A 24,441-nucleotide genomic window follows, 5' to 3' on the forward strand; every position below is an offset into this window, starting at 1 on the left:
ATATTCTGATCATACGAGTCTTGGGGCAGCAAAGAGCATTAATCCCCAAACAGGACTAAAACAAGGGAACCAATAACAGAAAACAAAGAACAAAGCAACCCCTGGAAACTCACAATTCTGACATTACCCTGACGGCAATAAAATTTTGATATTTTTTTTTATTTCAGAAAATATTAGCGCTTGACTTGAATCTAGTCTAAGAGACTACTCAATCGCAAAGAAGAGTACTAATGAAAAAAGTAGCAGTGTTTGGTAATACGGGAGGCGGTAAATCAACTCTCAGCCGGAGATTATCACAAATTACTGGTTTACCACTATACATTTTAGATAAAATTCAATATCAACCAGGGGGCGCTAAAATTTCAGATGAAGAGTATCAGCGCATTCATGGGGAAATTTTAGCTAATAACCAATGGATTATTGATGGTTTTGGTTCAATGGAAACTCTTTGGCCTAGACTCAACGAAGCGGATAGTTTGGTATTTATCGATTTACCCCTATATGTGCATTTTTGGTGGGTAACTAAACGGTTAATTACAGGTTACTTTCAACCCCCAGCCGGCTGGCCGGAAAATAGTTCTATCTTCAGTAGTTCGCTAAATAGCTACCGCGTGCTGTGGTTATGCGACAAATATTTGACGCCAAAATATCGTGAGTATATTGCACAGGCTCAAAGTAGCAAAAACATTTATCACATTCGTTCAGTGCAAGAGATTACGCAGTTTTTTAAATCAATTGAAAGTCAGAATAAATAATAGTTTGAGGTTGTGCGATCGCTATATTAGTTAAATGTTATATTTACTACTATATAAAAATCCGTCTTTCATTCCATCCCTTCTAGGAATGGAATGAAAGACAACCCAACACCGTCAACCGTCAACCGTCAACGTGAAATACCCCGACATTACCCTTGTAGTAAAGTCATTAGCTGTCTGCGATTCGAGAATTACGGCAAAACTTTATAATTTGTAATCTGTTCGCAGTAAGCTTGTTTGATGGTATTTCTCTCAATCTACTATGGCAACGATTAACGACAACTACCTGAAGCTGAAAGCAGGTTACCTATTTCCCGAAATTGCACGGCGGGTAAATGCTTTTGCCCAAGCCAATCCGGATGCGAAAATTATTCGGTTGGGAATTGGCGATGTTACAGAACCTCTACCTGAAGCTTGTCGCACAGCAATGATTAAGGCTGTAGAGGAAATGGGCGATCGCGCAACTTTTAAAGGCTACGGCCCCGAACAAGGTTATGCTTGGTTAAGGGAAAAGATTGCAGCGCAAGATTTCCAAGCTAGGGGTGCGGATATCGATGCATCGGAAATTTTTATTTCTGATGGTTCTAAATGCGATACGGGGAATATTTTAGAAATTTTTGGTCATGATAATGCGATCGCGGTTACCGATCCGGTTTATCCTGTCTATGTAGATACTAATGTCATGGCAGGTAATACAGGTGTCGCTAACGACAAAGGCGAGTTTGCTGGCTTAGTCTATCTCCCCATTACCGCCGAGAATAACTTCACCGCAGAGATACCAAACCAGAAAGTCGATTTAATTTATCTTTGCTTTCCCAATAACCCCACCGGTGCAACTGCTAGTAAGGAACACCTGAAAGCTTGGGTAGACTATGCAAAGGCGAATAACTCGATTATTTTCTTTGATGCTGCTTACGAAGCTTACATCACTGATCCGGCAATTCCCCATTCGATTTATGAAATTGAAGGTGCTAGGGATGTCGCCATTGAGTTTCGTTCTTTCTCCAAAAATGCAGGTTTCACCGGCACTCGTTGTGCTTTAACGGTCGTTCCCAAAACTTTGACAGCCAAAGCGGCTGATGGTTCTGATGTTGAACTGTGGAAACTGTGGAATCGTCGCCAGTCTACCAAGTTTAACGGCGTATCTTACATTGTACAGCGCGGTGCGGAAGCTGTTTATTCCCCAGAAGGACAGGCGCAAATCCAAGGATTAGTCAGCTTTTATTTGGAAAACGCTAAAATTATTCGCGAAAAGCTAACAGCCGCCGGATTATCAGTATATGGTGGTGTCAATGCCCCTTATGTTTGGGTGAAAACTCCCAATGGTTTATCAAGTTGGGAATTTTTTGATAAATTACTGCAAAACGTTAACGTTGTTGGCACTCCTGGTTCTGGCTTTGGTGCTGCTGGCGAAGGTTACTTCCGCATCTCTGCATTTAATAGCCGAGAAAATGTAGAAGAAGCTATGCAACGAATTACCACTGGCTTATCTTTGTAAATCTGTTTTGACTATAGTGCGATCGCATATTCAACGCTAATGGCTCAGATATGCGATCGCATTATATTATCATTGGTCATTGGTATACCCTTGAGAATACAGCGAATTCCAACTTTGTCAGATACAGATAATCTTTGATGGTAGGGGCATTGGCACTGCCATGCCCCGAAGCGCGTACCTCATTTACCTGAAATATGTTTTATATTGATTAGCTGCCAATATTATTTAAATTATTATTATATTTTTTCTATACCTGCTTACCTACTTATGGTTAATTAAAAACCTATATATTATCAGTGTTTTGCAGGTGATATCGATAAAATATGACTAAGAAATATCAAATTTTATTGAGACTTTATTTTTGATGTCTTGTAATACTAAATTGGCCTCAGTGAAATTTTTAAAGATTAGATAAAGTTAGGCATTCTTCCGAGAATTTATGGTAAGTAAATACTCAGGTTAACTCTGAGTTAAGAAAGTAAAAACAAGTAAAACATATTCATTATTGATGCTTGTATAGTTCTGACAGCAGTAACCATCCTTGATTAAAAGTGCGATCGCGCCATCAATCCCAAATTAAAGTATGGATAATTTTCTGAAGCATTACTAGTAAATTGCAGTATCCCTCGCTAGGAGAGCAACATTAACAAAAAGTGGCTCGCTGAAAATTGTCCTGCTTTGTGAGATAGGAATTGTACATTTAGCGCCAAGTTAGTAACAAGATAAATTATTTACAAAAAAATAAAACAATGGCAATAATTTACGGAACTACATTAGACGACATCCTGAATGCAACTGTTAGTGCTGACAGCATTTACGGTTATGAAGGTAACAATGTCCTCAATGGCGGTAGTGGAACTGGATTTGCTCAGGTACAATTTGCCCAATTAGTGAATCCATATTTTGGCGATCGCACAATTAGCGCTGCGAATTTTCTAGTCGTTGCTTAACAGCGCGCAATTATCACCAGGGGTTGAGCAAATACTTAAATCCCTAATCATCTCTGTATGGCTGGCGTTAACCACCATACTTATATGTTCACAAATTTTTGAGGAAGAAAATCATGGCAACAATTAAAGGTACTGCTGCGAACGATATTCTTAATGGAACTACTAGTGCTGACATCATTTACGGTTATGCAGGTAATGATGTCCTCAATGGTGGTAGCGGTAACGATACTCTTGATGGTGGTAGTGGTAACGATACACTTTCTGGGGGAGGGGGTAACGATACATACATTGTTGATAGCCTTGCTGATGTTGTCAGTGAAGACAATGGTGCAGGCGGCGATCCTGGTGGTAGCAGAGATACAGTCATTTCTTCAATTGACTGGACATTAGGCAATTATATTGAAAGACTTACCCTCACAGGCGCAGCTATTTCTGGCACGGGAAACAATCTCAATAACAGAATTACGGGTAATGCACTTAACAATATCCTCAATGGTGGAGAAGGCAACGATACTCTAGAAGGGCTGGCAGGAAGTGATTCACTGTATGGTGGGCTAGGTAATGACACTATATACGGTGGTGATGGTAATGACTATCTTTACGACTTTCAAGGTAAGAACAGGCTGTATGGTGAATTGGGCAATGATACCCTAGATGTTTCCTATTCATCTACAAGTAATACTTTAGACGGTGGGTCAGGAAATGACTACTTATATGCCCAGTATTCCAGCAGCAACAATACCCTCAAGGGCGGATCTGGAGATGATTTCTTATCTGTATTTCAGGCTTCAGGTAATAACAATCTCCGAGGCGATGCAGGAAATGATTCATTTAATATTAACGGCTCTAGCGGCAACAATACCCTTTATGGTGGTACAGGGAACGATAACTTTTTCGTGCAACAATTCACAGGTGCTAATAAGTTTTACGGAGAGGATGGTAATGATGAATTTTATATATCTGCAACTAATACAGCTTTCTTAATTACCCAGACAGTAGACGGGGGTAATTTAAGCGATGTGTTGACAGTCAATTACTCAAATGCTAACGGTGGTATGATCATGTCTTTGGATACAACCACTAATAAAGGCATCATTACGGCTGGTACCAATAAAATTAGCTTTCAAAATATCGAACGTCTATCCATAATTGGTACCACCTACGATGACGATATTCAAGCAGGTAATGGCAATGATTCTCTCTTGGGTCAAAATGGTAATGATACCCTCAAAGGACTGTTAGCATCAGATACATTACAAGGAGGGCTAGGTAATGACCAACTCTATGGTGGTGACGGTAATGACTACCTTGACGACAATCAAGGTGATAACAGTCTATATGGAGAAGACGGTAATGATTTCCTAACTGCTTTTGCTTCGTCTAACAGTAACCTTTTAGATGGGGGAACGGGAAATGACGAATTAATTGCTTCTGGGGGAACGGGAAATAATACCCTTCAAGGGGGATCTGGAGACGATCGCTTGTCTGCAAACAATTCTTCAGGAAATAACACCCTCAATGGTGATACCGGAAATGACTACTTATATGTTTTTGGCTCTAGCGGCAAAAATACTCTTTCTGGAGGAGCTGGAAACGATAGTTTTTACCATATCAATGAATACTTTTTCAATACACCTGCCAGTATAGCTACTGGAGCTAATAGTTTTTCTGGGGGGGATGGTGATGACTCTTTCTTTTTCGGCGCAGCTAATACAGCATCTTTAGTCACTCAAACCGTAGATGGTGGTAATGGTAACGATTACTTGGATATTGATTACCGTAACGCCAATGGTAGCATCACCATGACTTTGAGTTCCAGCACGACTAATGGCACAATTACTGCCGGTACTAATAGGATTAGTTTTCAAAATATCGAAAAATTTCATATTCGGGGTACATCCTTTAATGACTCAATTCAAGGCGGTAATGGCGACGATACTTTTTCGCAAATCATAGGCAATGATACGATTAAGGGCGGCGCAGGTAGCGATTTATTGTTGTTTAACAATGCTCCTGGTGCAATTGTCATGACTTTGGATGCCAACCCCGGTAATGGCACAATTACTGCGGGTACTAACACAATTAGTTTTGAAAGTATCGAAAAATTTAATATTCAGGGTACGCGCTCAGATGACTTGCTTCAAGGAGGTAATGGCGACGACACCCTAAGTGCGGGTGAAAATGATGGTGGCAATGATACGATTAACGGCGGTGCAGGTAATGATTTATTGTCTGTAGTTTACAATGATTATAAGGGTGCCATAAGTTTAACTTTGGATGCAAATACCACTGATGGCACTCTGACTAGCGGTACTGACAGCATTAGTTTCTCAAGTATCGAAAGATTTCTCATCTCTGGTTCACGTTTCAGTGATTATCTTCAAGGCGGTAATGGTGATGACACCTTGGGTGCTGGCTATGGTGGCAATGATACGATTAACGGCGGTGCAGGTAACGATGTGTTGTCTGTCTTTTACGATGAAAATGGTGGTTCATCAAACCGCAAGCCAATCGTCATGAGCTTCTCGGATGAAACCAAGACTAATGGCTTAATTATTGGTACTAGCACGATTAGCTTCTCCAATATTGAAAGATTTATCATCAGTGGTTCAGCCTACAGCGATTATCTTCAAGGAGGCGATGGCAACGACATCCTATATTCCGGCGAAGAAGGGCTAGATACCTTGAATGGTGGTGGTGGTAATGACTTTTTGGAGGATTTTGTTAATGATGGAGGTACCACAATTCTCAATGGTGGTGATGGAGATGACACCCTGCTTGGGAATTATGGAGATGATATCCTCACTGGTGGCAATGGCAATGATTCTCTCTATGGCGGTCTACATAATGATACTTTTGTTTTCAATAATTACAATGAAGGCATTGATACCATTGCTAATTTTGAAACAATAGAATATTTTGATTTAATTCAAGTATCTGCGGCTGGTTTTGGTGGTGGGTTATCAGCCGGCGAACTCTCATCAAGTCGATTTACCATTGGTGCGGCGGCTACAAATAGCAATCAGCGATTTATCTACAACGATATTACAGGTGCTTTGTACTTTGACTCTGATGGTAGTGGAACTGGATTTGCGCAGGTACAATTTGCCCAATTAGTGAATCCATTGTTTGGCGATCGCACAATCAGCGCTGCGAATTTTAGAGTTGTTGCTTAATAGCGCGCAATTATCACCAGGGGTTGAGCAATGCTTAAACCCCTAATAGTTTTTGTATGGCTGGCTTTAACCACCATACTTATATGTTCACAAATTTTTGAGGAAGAAAATTATGGCAACAATTAAAGGTACTGCAGCTGACGATATCCTTAATGGAACTAATAGCAACGACAGCATTTACGGTTATCAAGGTAATGACATTCTCAATGGTAGTAGTGGCAACGATCTGCTTAATGGTGGAACAGGGAACGATCGCTTATATGCTAGCTATACCAGCGGCAATAATACCCTAGAGGGGGGATCTGGGAATGATGACTTGTTTATCGGTAATTCATCAGGAAATAACATCCTCAATGGCGATCGCGGAAATGACTTCTTTAATATTAGTTTCTCTAGCGGTAACAATACTCTCTCTGGTGGGGCGGGGAATGATAGCTTTTTTGCCTCACAAGTCACAGGGGCTAATAAGTTTTACGGGGGAAATGGTGATGACTTTTTCTATCTAAACCTAGCTAATACTGCTGACTTAATAACCCAAAAGCTCAACGGGGGAGTAGGTAAGGATTATTTGTCTGTTAGTTACTCTAATGCTAACAGTGCCATCATCATGACAATGGATGCAACCAAAACTAATGGCACAATTACTGCTGGTAAAAATCAGATTTGCTTCTGGAATATTGAAACATTGAATATATTCGGTACAGTATATGATGACTTGCTTCAAGGAGGTAATGGCGACGACTCCTTCTACAGTGGTGGTGGCAATGATAAAATTAGCGGCGGAGCTGGTAACGATCGGCTAGAAGTTGAAGCGATCGCAGGTGCTTGCACAGTTAATGGTGGGGCTGGCGATGACTCTGTACTTATATTTGCAACTAACACAGCTTTTTTAATTACTCAGAAGGTTGACGGTGGTATAGGTAATGATTATTTGAAACTTGATTACCTCAATGCTAACGGTGGCATCACCATGACTTTGGATGCAACCACGACTAATGGCATAATTACTGCTGGCACTAATCAGGTTAGTTTCCAGAATATCGAACGGCTGGAAATACTTGGTACAGCCTACGATGAAAAGATATTAGGAGGCAATGGCAATGACTTTCTCTACAGTGGTGGTGGCAAGGATACGATTAATGGTGGTGCAGGAAATGATACCCTGAGCGTATTTGCTGCAAACGGTGGCATCAGCATGATTTTAGATGCAACCACGACTAATGGCATAATTACTGCGGGAACAAATCAGGTTAACTTCTTTGATATTGAAAGCCTTGATATTTTAGGTACAGAATACGATGACAATATTCAAGGAGGTAATGGCAACGACAACCTCAACGGAGGTGATGGTGGCAATGATACGATTAGCGGTGGTGCTGGTAACGATTACCTATACTCATCTTCCACTGGAACTAAGATACTCAATGGTGGTACAGGTGACGATTTTCTAGATTGTTCATACACATCTGCCAATAACATTTTGGATGGAGGTGATGGTAACGATTGGTTACAAGCGACTGTTGCTACTGGTGCGATCGTTCTCAATGCTGGGGCTGGCGATGATAGATTTGAAATCTTTGTTTCTGATACATCTGTTTCTTCTTTAGTTACTCAAAAGGTAGATGGTGGTACAGGTAATGATTATTTGGAAATTTCTTACTCTGCTGCCAACGCTGGCATTACCATGATCTTGGATGCAACCACTATTAATGGCTCAATTACGGCAGGCACTTTTGAGCTAATTTTCCAGAATATCGAAAAGTTAACTACTATCATCGGTACAGATTACGATGACAGTCTTCAGGGAGGCAATGGCGACGACGGCCTTTACGGGGGTAGCGGTGGCAACGATACCATTAGTGGCGGTACAGGGAACGATACACTCAGCGCATCTTCTACTGGCAATTGTACCCTCAATGGTGGCAATGGCGACGATATCCTCTTTGCGGGTGATGGTAATAATGTCTTGATTGGTGGCAATGGTAATGATACATTTGTGTTCTATAACTACAATGCAGTAATTGATACTATCTCTGACTTCAGTAATACTGATGATGTAATTCAGGTATATAGTGAAGGTTTTGGTGGTGGATTATCGCCTGGTGTACTCTTATCAAGCCAGTTTACCATTGGTGTTGCTGCCACAAATAGCCAACAGCGATTTATCTACGATAATGGTACAGGCGCTTTGTACTTTGACTCTGATGGTAGTGCTAGTGCATTTACTCAAGTACAATTTGCCCAATTATCTGCTGGATTATCACTGAGGGCTGCTGATTTTGTTGTTGTTTAATCCAGCTTCAGAGCTTGGCAAACGCAAATTTTCTGGTCTTGGTTGAAGAATTATGGGATAGTGCATAGGTTTACTCCTAGAGGTTGTTTGAAAAGTTGTTGGCTGTATCTTCATACTAATCGATCCCCCCTATCCCTCTTTTTAAGGGGGGAAATACAATCAAAGTCCACGGCAGTTGCTACCCTTCGGGAACGCTTTCAGCGAACAAGTCGGGAAACCCGCCCAACGCAGTGCCTCCCCTTTCTAAGGGGAGCCACTGCGCCCTTGGTGGTTCCCCCCGTTGTAGCAAGTGGCGGATACTGTTGGCGAAAGTGTTACAAACTCACAGACAAATGTGTTACAACTAAAAGCCGCAACCACAGATTGAAGGTTTGAGCTTACGTAATACTAAAAAATACAACTATGTATTACATTCGCCAACGGTATCAGTGGCGTGGATTTAGGGGGATCTAAAACTTTTTGCTACCAACGAAAGGACTTTTAAAACATCCTCTTATGTTCTCTACCCATTTAATTTTTATGGAATCAAGTTGAGCCGCCGAAACCTGACTGATGAAGCTCACGATTTATTGAGATTTGATACCCAGTATCTAAGACTACTTGATTTCAGCAAGAAACGATTCTTAAAGATTAGATAAATTTAGGAGTTGTAGAGATAATTTATGGTAAGTAATACTCAGGTTAACTCTGAGTTAATAAAGGTGAAAACAACCAAAAATTATTTGTAATTGCCTAGCTAATCAAACAGCAATAATAAGTTTCTCAAAAGAGCGATGTCTACGACAAGCCGCTCCGCGTCTACGCTCAATCAACTCCATAATCAAGTTTGAACAATCCCCCAAAGCGCTACTGATCAAGCACAGTGTTTATCAAATAGCAATTTACATCAACGAAAAGTTGATCATCTAAATCTTGTTGCGCTTTGTCAAAGGGGAATTGTGGATTCAGCGCTGAGTTTTTGACTAGATAATTTATCTCTAAAAATAAAAAAATGGCAACAATTAAAGGTACCGTGGCTGACGATATTCTCAATGGCACTACTAGCAGCGATATCATTTACGGTTATGCAGGTAATGATGTCCTCAATGGCGGTAGCGGTAACGATACCCTTGATGGCGGTAGCGGCAATGATACACTTTCTGGGGGAGCGGGTAATGATACATACATCGTTGATAGCCTTGGCGATGTTGTCAGAGAAGACAATGGTACAGGTGGTGATCCTGGTGGTAGCAGAGATACAGTCATTTCTTCAGTTGACTGGACATTGGGCAATTATCTTGAAAGACTTACCCTCACAGGAACAGCAAGTTCTGGCACGGGAAACACCCTCAGTAACAGAATTACGGGTAATGCACTTAACAATATACTCAATGGTGGAGAAGGCAACGATACCCTAGAAGGCAAGACAGGAGAAGATTCACTGTATGGTGGGCTAGGTAATGACACAATCTACGGTGGTGACGGTAATGACCGTCTTTACGACTTTGAAGGTAAGAACAAACTTTACGGTGAAGATGGTGATGATTGGTTAGATATTGCCAACTCTTCTGGGAGTAATCTTTTAGACGGTGGCTTAGGCAGGGATTTCTTATATGCTTACAATTCTACAGGCAATAATACCCTCAAGGGGGGATCTGGCGATGATTTGCTGTATATCAACGATTCATCTGGTAATAACACCCTGAGTGGCGATGATGGAAATGACTACTTATATGCCGATAACTCCAGTGGCAAAAATACCCTCAAGGGGGGATCTGGCGATGATAGGTTAGATGTCAACGATTCCTCAGGTAATAACAGTCTCAGTGGCGATGGGGGAAATGATATCTTGGATATCGATGGCTCTAGGGGGAACAATACTCTCTCAGGCGGAACTGGGAATGATTACTTTTCTGCCGATTACATCGAGGGGGCTAATAAGTTTTACGGTGGGGATGGCGAAGACTTTTTCTATCTATCCCCAATGAATACAACCTCCTTAGTAACTCAGATAGTAGACGGAGGGTTAGGTAACGATGTTTTAGACTTATTTTTTCTTAATGCTAATGCTGGCATCACTATGACTTTAGATGCAAGCACCACTAATGGCTCAATTACATCTGGTACTCAAAAAGTTAGCTTTCAGAATATTGAAAGCTTCAGTATCAGAGGTACTAACTATGATGACAATATTCAAGGAGGTAATGGCAACGATGCAATAGATGCCATAGGTGGCAATGATACTATTAGCGGTGGTGCAGGTAACGATGCGATCGGAGCCGAATATTCGATAATAGGCAACAAATTCCTCTATGGTGGTATAGGTGACGATTACCTCTCTGTTAGAGAATCGAATGGCAATAACATTTTGGATGGAGGTGATGGTAACGATAAATTAGTAGCCTATGGTGTTACTGGTACTAATAGCCTAAGTGGTGGCGCAGGCGATGACTCCTTTACTTTATTCATTGGTTCGGAAGAATCTGAAACATCTCCTTCTTCTTTAGTTACTCAGACAGTAGACGGAGGTGTAGGTAACGATTACTTGTGGATTATTAACAATATTGCTAACGGTGGTATCATCATGACTTTGGATGCTACCAATACTAATGGCTCAATTACTGCTGGTACGAACAAAACTACCTTCCTGAGTATTGAACAACTGCGCATAAATGCTACAAACTACGATGACAACATTCAAGGAGGCAATGGCAACGACTACTTTGATTTCATCAGTGGCAATGATACGGTTAATGGTGGTGCAGGCGACGATATCATCGACTTATTGTTTAGTGATAACAATAATATTGTGAATGGAGGTGCAGGTAACGATCGCCTGAATATAATTTTTGGTAGTGCTAATAGTGGCATCAACATGACCTTGGATGGAACCAATACCAATGGCACAGTTACTGCTGGGACTGCCTTTGTTAGCTTCCAGGCTATCGAAAGTTTCTATATCTTTGGTACAGAATATGATGACAAGATTCAAGGAGGCAATGGCGACGATGAATTGTTAGCATATCGGGGTAATGATACCATGACTGGGGGTGCAGGTGACGATTCACTATTTGCATCTTCTAATGGCAATAGTATCCTCGATGGTGGTACAGGTAACGATATACTAACTATTTCCTATGGTTCTTCTGGCAATCACATCTTAAATGGTGGAGCTGGCGATGACTCCTTTTATATAGAGCAAAGTAGTACATCTTCCTTGGTGACTCAGACGTTAGATGGTGGTACGGGTAACGATTTTTTAAAAATTGATTACATCACTTCTAACGGTGGTATCGTCATGTCCTTAGATGCAACCACTACTAATGGCACAATTACTGCAGGTACATACAAAATTGACTTTCAGAGTATCGAACGGTTAACGATCAACGGTACAAACTACGATGACAATATTCTAGGAGGGAATGGCGACGACTACCTCCACGGCGACCTTGGTGGTAACGATACTATTAGTGGGGGGAGAGGTAATGATACACTATTTGGATCTTCTAATGGCCGTTGTATCCTCATTGGTGGTGATGGCGACGACATCTTTTATACGAGCGATCGCAATGATACCCTGACTGGTGGCAATGGTAAAGATACTTTCACTTTGTATCATAGGTACTTTAGTCGTATTGATACTATCACTGACTTCAGTACAACGGATGATTTAATTCAGATATTTGCGACTGGTTTCGGTGATGGATTATCGTCCGGTACACTTTTATCGAGTCAGTTTACTATTGGTGCTGCTGCCACAACAAGTACTCAGCGATTTATTTACAATAATGGTACAGGCGCTTTGTACTTTGATGAAGATGGCAGTGCAACTGCATTTACTCAGGTACAATTTGCCCAATTATCTGCTGGATTATCACTGAGTGCTGCTAATTTTGTGATTCGTTAATCAATTGCAGATTTTCTCATGTTTGTTTAAAAACGGGTATGGGACATATAGCAATCCTATTTCAGTTGTGAAAAATATCGGTTTTGGCTGTTGACTGGTGAATGTTGACTATCAACGGTTAACAGCCAACAATCATTTATGTAATCTTTCACACATTATTTAGGATTGCTATAGGTTTGTACCTATGTTCTATACCTGCTGTCTTTTCATGGGATAATACATCCACATCATAATTTTTTGTGAAATGGTATCAGATATTGCGATCGCCTGTTTCGCAATCATCTGGCATAATTAATTCTTTTTACTTATTGATAAAAGTACAATAAATTAAACCAGTCAAAATCATATAAAAACATATATTTTTGGTTTTTTGTAACGCTGAAAAAAAGCTGGAAATATCTCACTCTTAATTAAGATTCATTTGCAGGATTTTACTAAAAATTTAAATAACAGTCATAAATATTTAAAGATTGGATAAAGTTCAGATATGTTGAGGGAATTTATGGTAATTAAATAATCAGAGCAATGATCTATGAAGATGTAAATAACTAGCCTGTGTTCTAGGAATCAGTTTCCGTACCTTGGAAGTCGGCAACCGCTTTTTTACGATAAGCAGGTTTTGTTGGTGAGTGAGTGGCTTCTGGTTTATTTTGGCATAAATGTGCAAATTCATAGAGCATTGGCATTGAGCAATTAATTAAGCAGCTAGCAACTGCTGAAAATTATTTGTAATTGTTTAACTAATCAAAGCTAGGCAATAGCCTCAGAAAATTCAACGCCATGACAATACTGGCAAGGGTTTTCGTTGGTAATTGCTAAGGTTGCAAGTATGTTTACGGCTTGTAACATACTAGCGTGCAATCGCGCTTTTTATTTATGAGGTGCGCGATCGCTTCATTATCGTACTTTGTGGCAGAGGAATTGTGCCCTAAGTACAGAATTTTCTCGTGAAGAATTCAATAGTTAAAAGGAATAAAACAATGGCAACAATTAAAGGTACAGTAGCTGACGACATCCTCAATGGCACTACTAGCAGCGATATCATTTACAGTTATGAGGGTAATGACATTCTCAATGCTGGTACAGGGAACGATACCCTTGATGGTGGTAGTGGCAACGATACTATGTCTGGTGGTTCTGGTAATGATACATACATCGTTGATAGCGCTGATGATGTTGTGAGTGAAGATAATGGTGCAGGCGGCGATGCAGGTGGCATTGATACTATCAAGTCTGCGGTTAATTGGACATTGGGCAATTATATTGAAAAGCTGATTCTAACTGGGACAGCAATTTCTGGGACGGGAAACGCACTCAATAATACGATTACGGGTAATAGATTTAACAATTTACTATCTGGTGGGGATGGCAACGATACCCTCAAAGGAATGGTAGGTGCAGATTCATTGTCTGGCGGGCTAGGTAATGACAAACTCTACGGTGGTGATGATGATGACAAGCTCTCCGACAATCAAGGCAACAACAGCCTCTACGGAGAAAACGGCAATGATACGCTAGATGTTTCCAATTCATCTACAAGTAATCTTTTAGATGGTGGCTCGGAACAAGACTACTTACTTGCTAATAATTCCAGTGGCAATAATACCCTCAAGGGGGGATCTGGAAACGATCAATTGTCAGTCAACAATTCTTCAGGTAATAACAGCCTGAGTGGTGACGCAGGAAATGACATTTTTTATCTTGAGGGATCTATCGGTAAAAATACGCTCTCTGGTGGGACTGGAAACGATCAGTTTTATATCAATGGAGTTACGGGCGCTAATACGTTTTTTGGGGGGGATGGGAATGATGAGTTTGATGCTCGTGGAGTTACAGGTGCTAATACGTTTTTTGGGGAGTATGGGGATGATAACTTGTCCATCAATGATTCCGCAGGTAATAACACCCTGAATGGTGATGCAGGAAATGACACCTTATCTGCTCAGTTTGCTAGAGGTGATAACACCCTGAACGGTGGTGCAGGTAACGATTGGCTAAGTATTACCGACTCAAGAGGCAATAACATCGTCAATGGAGGTGATGGCAACGATAAGCTAACAGCAGAGGCTGATATTGGTGCGAATACCCTCAATGGTGGCGCAGGCGATGACGAATTCTTTGTATCCGCAAGTGACACAAATTTTTTAGTAATTAACGTAGTAGATGGGGGTACTTTTAACGACTACTTGCAGGTTAATTATTCTAGCGCTAACGGTGGCATCAGCATGACCTTAGATCCAAGCGCTAATAATGGCTTAATGATTGCGGGTACAAATCAAATTAGCTTCCAAAATATCGAAAAGTTTAATATCACAGGTACAGCCTATGATGACAATATTGTTGGAGGCAATGGCGATGACTACCTCTACGGAGGCTATGGTGGTAACGATACAATTAGCGGTGGTGCAGGTAACGATTTGCTAAGTATTACCGGCTCATTCTATTACTCTTACTTTGGCAATAACATCTTGAATGGAGGAGATGGCAACGATACCCTAACAGCTGCTGTCAAAGGTGCGAACACGTTGAATGGTGGGGCTGGCGATGACTCCTTCATTTTATCCGCAAATTATACAGATTCCTTAGTAACTCAGATAGTAGACGGGGGTACTCTTAACGACTACTTGGAGGTTAATTACTCTGGTGCTAATGGTGGTATTAGCATGACTTTGGATGCAACCACTACTAATGGCACAATTACTGTGGGTACGAATCAAGTCAGCTTCTTGAATATTGAAAAATTGAATATATCTGGGACATCCTACAGTGACAATCTTCAAGGAGGCAATGGTGATGATACTTTAAACGGGGGTTATGGTGGCAATGATACAATTAGCGGCGGTGCAGGAAATGATGTGATAAATGCCCAATATTATAGTGGTATTAAGATTTTAAATGGTGATGATGGAGACGATAGGCTCATATCTAATGATTATTATGGACAGAATAGCTTGAACGGAGGCAATGGTAATGATTATCTGGAAGTAAATAATAGTTACTATTACTATTACTATGATACCTATGGCGATAACACCCTTAACGGTGGTGATGGAGATGATACCATCTTTGGGAGCGATCGCAATGATATCCTGACTGGTGGCAATGGTAATGATTATCTCAATGGCAGGGGAGGTAATAACACCCTGAACGGTGGTGATGGTAATGATATCTTCATTCTGAATGGATATTATTATAATGGCATTAATACTATCTCTGACTTCAATACAACTGATGATTTAATTCACTTGTCGGCTAATAGTTTCAATAATTTCGGTGGTGGATTATCGCTTGGTGTACTTTCATCCAGTCTGTTTACCATTGGTACTGATGCCACAAATAGCACGCACCGATTTATCTACGACGACGCTACGGGTGCTTTGTACTTTGACCTTTATGGCGGCGGTGGGTATCAGGTACAATTTGCACAATTGTCTGCAGGATTAGCACTCACTTCTACTAATTTTGTTGTTGTTTGATCGAGGTTAAGGGCTTGCCCAACGCAGATTTCTGCTGTTTGTTAAATAATGATGGAATAGAGCATAGGTTTATAGCAGGGAACAGGGAACAGAGAACAGGGAACAGCTTTGAAACCCTTCTATTATCCATGTTTGAGCATCAGTCCTTGTCCTAATCTATGCTTCGAGTGCTATACTCCTATGTTCTATACCTATGTGATTTTGGTGGAATCAAGTGGAGCCGCATGATTTATGGAGATTTGCTCGCCAGTATCTTCTATTACTGAATTTGAGTAATAATCGATTCTTAAAGATTAAATAAATTTAGGGCTTGTAGCAATAATTTAATGGTAAGTAATACTTAGGTTAACTCTGAGTTAAAAATGTGAAAACGACCAAAAATTATTTGTAATTGCCTAATTAGTGAAACAGCGATAGTAGTCTTTTAGAAAAGCGATGTCTACGACAAGCCGCTCCGCGTCTACGCTCAATCAACCCGATAATCAAGCAGGAATAATTCCCCAAAGCGCTACTCATAACGCACAGTATGGATCGCAAAGTAATCAACATCAATGAAATGTTGGTTACCTAAATTTTGTTGTGCCTTATGAAAGGAAAATTGTGCATTTAGCACCGTGTTTTTGACCAAATACCTGATCTCTATAAAGGATAAAACAATGGCAACAATTAAAGGTACAGTGGCTGACGACTTACTCAATGGCACTACTAGCAGCGATATCATTTACGGTTATGCAGGTAACGATGTTCTTAATGGTGGTAGTGGTAATGATACTCTCGATGGTGGTAGCGGGAATGATACACTTTCTGGGGGATCGGGTAACGATACATACATCGTTGATAGCCTTGGCGATGTTGTTAGTGAAAATAATGGCGCTCTTGGCGATCCTGGTGGTAGCAAAGATACAGTCATTTCTTCAGTTGACTGGACATTGGGCAATTATATTGAAAGACTTACCCTCACAGGCGCAGCAATTTCTGGGACGGGAAATACCCTCAGTAATAGAATTACGGGTAATGAATTTAATAATAGTCTCAATGGTGGAGAAGGCAACGATACTCTAGAAGGGAAGGCAGGGCAAGATTCACTGTATGGTGGGCTAGGTAATGACACAATCTACGGTGGTGACGGTAATGACTATCTTTACGACTTTCAAGGCAAAAACAAACTTTACGGTGAAAATGGTAATGATGAGCTAAGTGTTATATCTTCATCTACTAGTAACACTTTAGACGGTGGTTCAGGCAATGACTACTTACATGCCGATAATTCCACAGGCAATAATACCCTCAAAGGCGGATCTGGCGATGATTGGTTGTCTGTGAGCAATTCCTCAGGGAATAACAGACTGAGTGGGGATGAGGGAAATGACTACTTTAATATTGAGGGATCTAGCGGAAAAAATACACTTTCGGGTGGGGTTGGGAATGATAGCTTTTATGCTGATGGAGTTACAGGGGCTAACAAGTTTTATGGGGGAGATGGTAATGACTTCTTCTACCTAGACGCAGCTAATACAGCTGACTTAGTAACTCAGATAGTAGATGGGGGTACAGGTAACGATCGCTTGAGCGTTTTTTACCTATATGCTAACGCTGGTATCACAATGACTTTGGATGCAACCACTACGAATGGTTCAGTCACAGCAAATACTAACTCTATTAGCTTCAGTAATATCGATCGCCTCAACATCTACGGTACAAACTACAATGACTTTATTTTAGGAGGCAATGGCAACGACCGCTTTTATGGGGGTCAAAGTGGCAATGATACGATGAGCAGCGGTGGTGGTAACGACACTATAGAATCAGGTTCTCGTGGCAATTGTAGCCTCAATGGTGGCACAGGTGACGATTTTATATTGGTTCACTACGCATCTGGTAAGAACATCATAGATGGAGGTGCAGGTAACGATTTAATAGAAGTACATGAAGTAAGCAATTCCACTACCCTGTATGGTGGGGCTGGAGATGACTTCTTAAGGATAAATTTAGCTTTTACAGATTCCCTAGTTACTCATACTATAGACGGCGGTACTTCTGAGGATTACTTGGAATTTGGTTCTATAAATACAACTGATGGTATCACCATGACTTTTGATCCCATCACTACTAATGGTTCAATTACGAATGGTACACACTCGATTAACTTCTTAAATATCGAACATCTATCCATCAACGGTACAGCCTACAATGACAATATTTTAGGAACCAATGGCAGCGATGGTCTCGTGGTATTCGATGGTAATGATACTCTCTCTGGTGGGAATGGAGATGATTTTTTGTTTCTAGTGACAGGAGCCACCGGAGCTAGTAAGTTTTCTGGAGATACTGGCGATGACTACTTCAGTTTAGATGCAACTAATACAGCTTCTTTAGTAACTCAGATTGTAGACGGGGGTACAGGTAGCGATCGCTTGTCTGTGAATTACTATGAAGCTAATGGTAAAATTACGGTTGCCTTCGATACAACCACTACTAATGGCACAATTACTGCTGGGACAAATCAGATTAGCTTCCAGTCTATTGAAAGCTTGATCCTCAAAAGTACAGCCTATGATGACTTACTGTTAGGAGGTAACGGTGATGACTCCTTCTACTGGTACGGTGGCGATCGTGATACGATTAATGGCGGTGCAGGCAATGATTTATTGATAGTTGAAAACCAATACCTTCGGACGAGCGATTCGTTGATCATGAGTCTCGATGCAACTACTAATAATGGGACAATCGCCACTGCATCGGCAATAGTTAACTTTCAAAATATCGAACAGTTCAACATAGGGGGTACATCGAAAGATGACAGTCTCTTAGGTGGTAATGGCGACGATACCTTTTATGGGGGCTTTGGTGGCAATGATACTATCAAAGGTGGCAATGGTAATGACGTAATCTTTGGGAGTTTTTCTAGTGATAATAACCTTTTAGATGGAGGTAATGGTAATGATAGCCTCAACGGGAATGCAAAGAACGATACCCTAATTGGTGGCAATGGTAATGATACGTTTGTTTTTAACACTTATCTTGGAGGTATCGATACTATCTCTGACTTTAGTACCACTGATGATTTGATTCAGCTATCCATTTTTGGTTTCCGTGGTGACTTATCTACCAGTGGACTATTAGCAAGTCAGTTTACTATTGGTAGTGCTGCAACAAATAACACTCAAAGATTTATCTACAATAATGCTACAGGTGCTTTGTACTTTGACCAAGATGGCAGTGGTAGTGGATTTACTCAGGTACAATTTGCACAATTGTCTGCGGGATTATCACTGAGCGCTGCTGATTTTCTAGTCGTTGCTGAATAGCGATCGCACTAATTATTACCATTATCAAATAAATTAACATGAGTAGGGGTTTAGCATTGCTAAACCCCCGATAATTCATCTGGTTAGTTGTAATGTTGGCAAAATTTACAGCGCCAAAACTGTTGCTTTCAAAGCAAAAATTCTGGTGATGACATCTTCAACAACTTTATCTGGTGTCGAAGCGCCAGAAGTAATCCCGACATTGATTTTCCCTTCAGGTAACCAATTATCTGCGGTAACTATATCTCCGGTTAATTGGCGATGTTCAATAGACTTTGCCGATTTAATTCGCTCGACAGAATCAATATGATATGAAGGAATTCCCTTTTCAAAAGCTATCTGTTGCAATTGGGTGGTATTTGATGAATTAAAGCCGCCAATTACTATCATTAAATCGAGGTTTTGTTCGACTAAATCTAACATTGCATCTTGACGTTCTTGGGTAGCGTCGCAAATGGTGTTAAAGCTTTGGAAATGTTGAGTGATTTCTGCAGGGCCGTATTTTTGCATCATTGTGCGCTCTAACAGCCTACCAATTTGTTCGGTTTCGCCTTTGAGCATGGTAGTTTGGTTAGCAATTCCCACTCTTTGTAAATCTATATCTGGGTCAAAGCCAGGAGAACAAGCTTTAGCGAATTTTTGCAGAAATTCTTGGCGATCGCCTCCATGTAAAATATAGTTGCTCACATATTCGGCTTCGCGCATATTTAACACAATTAAATATTTGCCTGCGAAGGAACTTGTGGCTACAGTTTCTTCGTGCTTATATTTACCATGAATAATTGAGGTATAGTCAATTTTTTTGTGCTTTTCAACTGTATTCCAAACTTTGGATACCCAAGGACAAGTTGTATCGACGATTTTGCAGCCTTTTTCGTGGAGAATTTGCATTTCTTGCACGCTGGCACCAAAGGCAGGTAAAATAACTACATCTTCATTGCCAACGACAGAAAAATCTTTTTGACCAGCATTGACAGGGATAAATTGGACTTCCATCTCCTGCATTCGCTGGTTCACAGAGGGATTGTGAATAATTTCATTGGTAATCCATATCTGTTCCTTGGGGAAGTGCTGGCGGGTTTCATAAGCCATTGCTACCGCACGTTCCACACCCCAACAGAAACCAAAGGCTTGCGCTAACAAAATGGTGACTTCACCTTGTTCTAACCTGTAGTTGCGATCGCGAATTTCCTGAATTAAGCTACTTTGATATTCAGACTGTAACTGGGTAGCAACTTCTGCTTGATGACCAAAGCCTTTGCGATTATAGTTTTCCGAGTGTTGCAGGCTACGTTTAAAAGCTTTTGTATCCATTGGTTTGTTCAAGTTAGTTCACCATTTCTCATTGTCTCGCGTCAAGACGCTATTGACTCTGTGAAAGTGTCAATGGGTTAGATAATTTTAGATTTGGGATTTTGGATTTTGAATTTAAGTAGTACAGTGTTAAAAATTATCGCTATGGCAAGGCAGGAGGCAGATGGCAGATGGCAGGAGGGAAGAGAGTCATAGCTTTGTTTACCTTTCTTAACTTAGTTTTGTTTTTTCCCACTGACTTACTTACCTCCAGACAAAAACTGCTGGCTTTATACCCAACTAAGAATAATTGCTCAGATTTTAACTTTAACTTTATCCTTTTTCCGGGGTGGCGGTGGCAATTCTACGGCTTGTTGGCTATAAATCTGCAATGCAGTTCCCCAAACCATGTAGCCTTGCGGACTCAGGTGTAAGCCATCGGTAGTCAATTCACTGCGAATATTACCTTCAGGATTGACAAACAGGCTATATAAATCGAGATACTTGACGCCTTGATTGCTGGCTATGGTTTGCAATTGCTGATTTAACTGCTGAATTCGATTGTTGGGAATTTTCAGCAATTTTTCTTTACCTTCCCAAGTTGATTCTGCTCCCCCATGCGGCAAAATTGATTGGACAAAGATTTTGGCTTTAGGATGGACTTTGCGCAGGTAAGCCAGAATTTGCTGTTGATTTTCTAAAATGATTTCATCGCCATTACCGCGAATTAAATCATTAATGCCAATCATCACAAAAATTACCTCAGGTTCGGTATTGTCAAAAAGATTTAATCTTTTCAGCAATCCGTCGCTAGTTTCGCCAGAAATAGCCTGATTGAGCCAACTTCTGTTTTCAGGTAATAATTCTGGGGGAAACCACAAACTTAAAGAATCTCCCGCTAAAATGCTGAGATTTTGCGGTGGTTTTTCCGATGCAACCTTGGCTTCTTTTTTCAGGATTTCTACCCATTGCTGATAATTGAGTTGATGACGGGGGCCTAACTCTGGTTCAGCAGCCTGGGTTTCAGTGACTGTTGGGGTAGTTGTCTCTTCCTCACCATTGGCTAATCTCTGTTGTTGCCAGATTAGCAGTACAACCGCCAACATCAGGAGTGCGTTGGTTAATAAGGAGAAAAATCCCCAGATGGGAAAAGGTTTTGCAGAAATGGACACGGCTAGCAAAATTTAATTTTACGTTGACTGTGAATACATTGCGATCAACAACTTTAAGCGGATTACTCGGTTTTTGTGGATATTTCCATAGCCAAGTACAGAGAGTTGTCAGCTATTTAGGTTATCACGGCAGTGATTTCCCTATAGTGCCTGGTATCATAACTCAGAGAATCTCAACTGCGTATATTTTTTATTGGAGACGCGATGAATCGGAGAAGCGATGAATTAGAGACGCGATGAATCGGAGACGCGATGAATCGCGTCTGTACAAGAGTCAATTGCTAAATTAAATAAAGCTGAGGTTTACGATATTGGGAATCAAAGTATCTTAATATTGCAAATTCTTGACATCTACCAAAATAGTAGTATCGCAATCCCGTGATTAGTGGAATTTTACAAAAACTGCGAGATGGGTTGAAACAGGATCGGGTGAATCGCGAGGTTTCGCCTATACTTAAGTGGCTGCAAATCGTTGGCGTTAGCAGTCTGGGGGTGACAGCTTTAGTTTGGGGCGTAAGGGAACTGAAATGGTTACAATCTGGGGAATTAAAAGTTTACGACAAAATGGTGCGATCGCGTCCGGTGGAACCAACCGAACAGCGCATTACCTTGGTAACTATCACCGAAGCTGATATTGCAAAGGAAAAATGGCCGTTATCAGATAGCACTGTCAACAAATTGTTACAGAAAATTCAGTCTTATCAACCCCGGACGATTGGGTTAAATATTTATCGACCGACACAAAAAAATTTAGGTGAGGGAATTCCTAATACAGATAATATTATCGCTACTTGTTTATTAAGTAGTATGAATAGACCAGAAGTTCCGCCACCGCCGAATTTCTTTATAGATAATGTCGGCTATAACGATTTAATTCCTGATAGCGAAAATGACCAAATTATCCGGCGTAGTTTGTTATTTGCTCAACCTAAAGATAAAAAATGTCAAACTACATTTTCTTTTGCAGCATTAACGGCTATTAGTTATTTAGAAAAATCTGGTTTAGAAGTTAATTATATTGACAAAAAAACTTTCTCAATTGGGAAAACTATTTTTCCTACTTTAACCAGTAATTATGGTAGCTATAAAAATTTAGATGCTAGTGGTTATCAATTACTGTTAAATTATCATCACCCAGATCACTTTGCCCCAGAAGTGAGTTTAACAGATGTTCTCACAAATAAAGTTAATCCTAATCTTTTTAAAGATAAATTAGTCATTATTGGGACTACTGCTGCTAGCGTTCATTCTGGTGTATATACACCTTATAGTGCTTCACCAGAACAAATTGCTAGAATGCCTGCTTTAATGATTCATGCACAAATTGCTAGTCAAATTATTAGCACAGTATTAGATGGTAAACCTTTAATTTGGGATTGGCCGGAATGGGGTGAATTTCTTTGGGTGTGGACTTGGGGAATAGTTGGGGGAACTGTAGGTTGGCAACTTAAACATCCTTTAATATTGTTCATAACTGGCGGTATAACTCTGATTGCTTTGGTGGGTATTTGCTTTGGGTTATTTCTGTTATCTGGATGGGTTCCTTTAATTCCCCCGGCTTTGAGTTTAGTAATTTCTGGGATGGGGGTGATGGTTTATTCTAGCTATCAAACTCAACAGCAAACGCAGTTAATTATTCAGCAAGTAGAAAAACAACAGGAGGTAATTGCTCAATTAGATTTGCTTTTAAAAGAAACTGCGGTAGATTCTACAATAGTTCGTGACAGACATCATCATATTTCTGTAATTGAAACACCAGAAAAATCTACGGGTGATTTTCTTTTAGGCGGACGCTACCAAATTAACAAAATTCTCGGTTCCGGTGGCTTTGGTTGTACTTATTTGGCAAATGATACTCATCGTCCTGGTAATCCGACTTGTGTGGTAAAACAATTAATGCCAGCCAGAAGGGATACAAGATTTTTAGAAGTTGCCCGCAGATTATTTAATACAGAAGCGGAAATTTTAGAAGCTTTGGGAAAACATCAACAAATCCCGGAACTGCTGGCTTACTTTGAAGAAAATCAAGAATTTTATTTAGTGGAACAGTATATTCCTGGACATACTTTAAACGAAGAATTACCGCCAATCCAGGATGCAAAGTCAGAAATTGCCGCAGTGAAGATGCTCAAGGAAATATTAGAAGTTTTAGAATTTGTCCACGAACATCGGGTGATTCATCGCGATATTAAACCGACGAATATTATTCGCTCAAATGAAGATAATCGCTTAGTCTTGATTGACTTTGGCGCAGTTAAATTAATGCAGCCAGGTAGCAGCGAACAAACAGAATTAGCCACCGTCGCCATTGGTACGCGGGGTTACGCGCCAGCAGAACAATTTGCCGGACATCCGCGTCTATCAAGTGATATCTACGCTTTAGGGATGATTGGGATTCAAGCGATTACTGGGATTCCTCCCCAAGAACTGCACCCAGACCCAGAAACAGGTAATATAATTTGGCCTCATAACAAAGTTAGTCCAGAATTTGCCGCAATTTTAGACAAAATGGTGCGTTACCATTTTAGCGATCGCTATTCATCCGCGATCGCAGTTCTTGAGGATTTGCAAAAATTATCACAGTAGAAGAGACAAGGGAGACAATTGTAGAGACGCGATTCATCGCGTCTACCC

The 24,441-nt window shown here is 40.6% G+C and carries 11 protein-coding genes; 9 read left to right on the top strand and 2 right to left on the bottom strand.

Translation table 11 applies throughout. The features are described from left to right. Window positions 1–230: 230 nt before the first annotated feature. The 8 genes from AACW45_RS19710 to AACW45_RS19745 all read left to right on the top strand — a co-directional run bounded on the left by AACW45_RS19710 (window position 231) and on the right by AACW45_RS19745 (window position 19,342). Window positions 231–755, top strand: a complete 525-nt coding sequence (locus AACW45_RS19710) for an adenylate kinase (RefSeq protein WP_190634066.1) — start codon at window positions 231–233, stop codon at window positions 753–755. A gap of 262 nt (window positions 756–1,017) precedes the next feature. Next, window positions 1,018–2,253 (top strand): LL-diaminopimelate aminotransferase, encoded by a 1,236-nt coding sequence (locus AACW45_RS19715; protein WP_190548945.1) that lies wholly within the window; start codon window positions 1,018–1,020, stop codon window positions 2,251–2,253. Window positions 2,254–3,002: 749 nt separating this feature from the next. Next, on the top strand, window positions 3,003–3,203 hold the full coding sequence (locus AACW45_RS19720; RefSeq protein ID WP_190634068.1) for a hypothetical protein: 201 nt from the start codon (window positions 3,003–3,005) through the stop codon (window positions 3,201–3,203). Window positions 3,204–3,316: 113 nt separating this feature from the next. Beyond that, window positions 3,317–6,379 (top strand): calcium-binding protein, encoded by a 3,063-nt coding sequence (locus AACW45_RS19725; protein WP_190634070.1) that lies wholly within the window; start codon window positions 3,317–3,319, stop codon window positions 6,377–6,379. Between the two features lie 112 nt (window positions 6,380–6,491). Continuing rightward, entirely contained in the window at window positions 6,492–8,672 is a 2,181-nt protein-coding gene (locus AACW45_RS19730; protein WP_190634072.1) for a beta strand repeat-containing protein, read from the top strand. Between the two features lie 991 nt (window positions 8,673–9,663). Beyond that, entirely contained in the window at window positions 9,664–12,558 is a 2,895-nt protein-coding gene (locus AACW45_RS19735; protein ID WP_190634074.1) for a beta strand repeat-containing protein, read from the top strand. A gap of 980 nt (window positions 12,559–13,538) precedes the next feature. Further along, window positions 13,539–16,034: a beta strand repeat-containing protein gene (locus AACW45_RS19740; protein ID WP_190634077.1), complete on the top strand. Its 2,496-nt coding sequence runs from the start codon at window positions 13,539–13,541 to the stop codon at window positions 16,032–16,034. Between the two features lie 656 nt (window positions 16,035–16,690). Then, a complete protein-coding gene (locus AACW45_RS19745) occupies window positions 16,691–19,342 on the top strand; it encodes a beta strand repeat-containing protein (protein WP_190634079.1) in 2,652 nt (883 codons plus the stop codon). A gap of 105 nt (window positions 19,343–19,447) precedes the next feature. Here the strand turns inward: AACW45_RS19745 and AACW45_RS19750 are convergent, their stop codons facing one another. Both AACW45_RS19750 and AACW45_RS19755 read right to left on the bottom strand, forming a co-directional pair. After that, window positions 19,448–20,656, bottom strand: coding sequence for a 4-hydroxy-3-methylbut-2-enyl diphosphate reductase (locus AACW45_RS19750; RefSeq protein WP_190634081.1), 1,209 nt, complete (start codon window positions 20,654–20,656; stop codon window positions 19,448–19,450). A 293-nt stretch (window positions 20,657–20,949) separates the two neighbouring features. Continuing rightward, entirely contained in the window at window positions 20,950–21,807 is an 858-nt protein-coding gene (locus tag AACW45_RS19755; protein ID WP_313933788.1) for an SGNH/GDSL hydrolase family protein, read from the bottom strand. 378 nt (window positions 21,808–22,185) lie between these two features. On the opposite strand from AACW45_RS19755, the gene AACW45_RS19760 reads away from it, so the two are divergent. Further along, the gene (locus AACW45_RS19760; RefSeq protein WP_190634083.1) at window positions 22,186–24,393 is read left to right on the top strand and encodes a CHASE2 domain-containing protein; all 2,208 of its coding nucleotides are present in this window, start codon (window positions 22,186–22,188) and stop codon (window positions 24,391–24,393) included. The last annotated feature ends 48 nt before the right edge of the window (window positions 24,394–24,441 follow it).

Origin of the sequence: Calothrix sp. FACHB-168, assembly GCF_963889195.1 — a bacterium.
GTDB classification, from domain to species: Bacteria; Cyanobacteriota; Cyanobacteriia; order Cyanobacteriales; family Nostocaceae; genus Aulosira; species Aulosira anomala_A.

Bases quoted from the DNA above. Each gene is read 5' to 3' on its own strand.
- AACW45_RS19715 (WP_190548945.1), top strand. From the start codon at position 1,018: ATGGCAACGATTAACGACAACTACCTGAAGCTGAAAGCAGGTTACCTA.
- AACW45_RS19725 (WP_190634070.1), top strand. From the start codon at position 3,317: ATGGCAACAATTAAAGGTACTGCTGCGAACGATATTCTTAATGGAACT.
- AACW45_RS19710 (WP_190634066.1), top strand. From the start codon at position 231: ATGAAAAAAGTAGCAGTGTTTGGTAATACGGGAGGCGGTAAATCAACT.
- AACW45_RS19745 (WP_190634079.1), top strand. From the start codon at position 16,691: ATGGCAACAATTAAAGGTACAGTGGCTGACGACTTACTCAATGGCACT.
- AACW45_RS19750 (WP_190634081.1), bottom strand. From the start codon at position 20,656: ATGGATACAAAAGCTTTTAAACGTAGCCTGCAACACTCGGAAAACTAT.
- AACW45_RS19720 (WP_190634068.1), top strand. From the start codon at position 3,003: ATGGCAATAATTTACGGAACTACATTAGACGACATCCTGAATGCAACT.
- AACW45_RS19735 (WP_190634074.1), top strand. From the start codon at position 9,664: ATGGCAACAATTAAAGGTACCGTGGCTGACGATATTCTCAATGGCACT.
- AACW45_RS19730 (WP_190634072.1), top strand. From the start codon at position 6,492: ATGGCAACAATTAAAGGTACTGCAGCTGACGATATCCTTAATGGAACT.
- AACW45_RS19740 (WP_190634077.1), top strand. From the start codon at position 13,539: ATGGCAACAATTAAAGGTACAGTAGCTGACGACATCCTCAATGGCACT.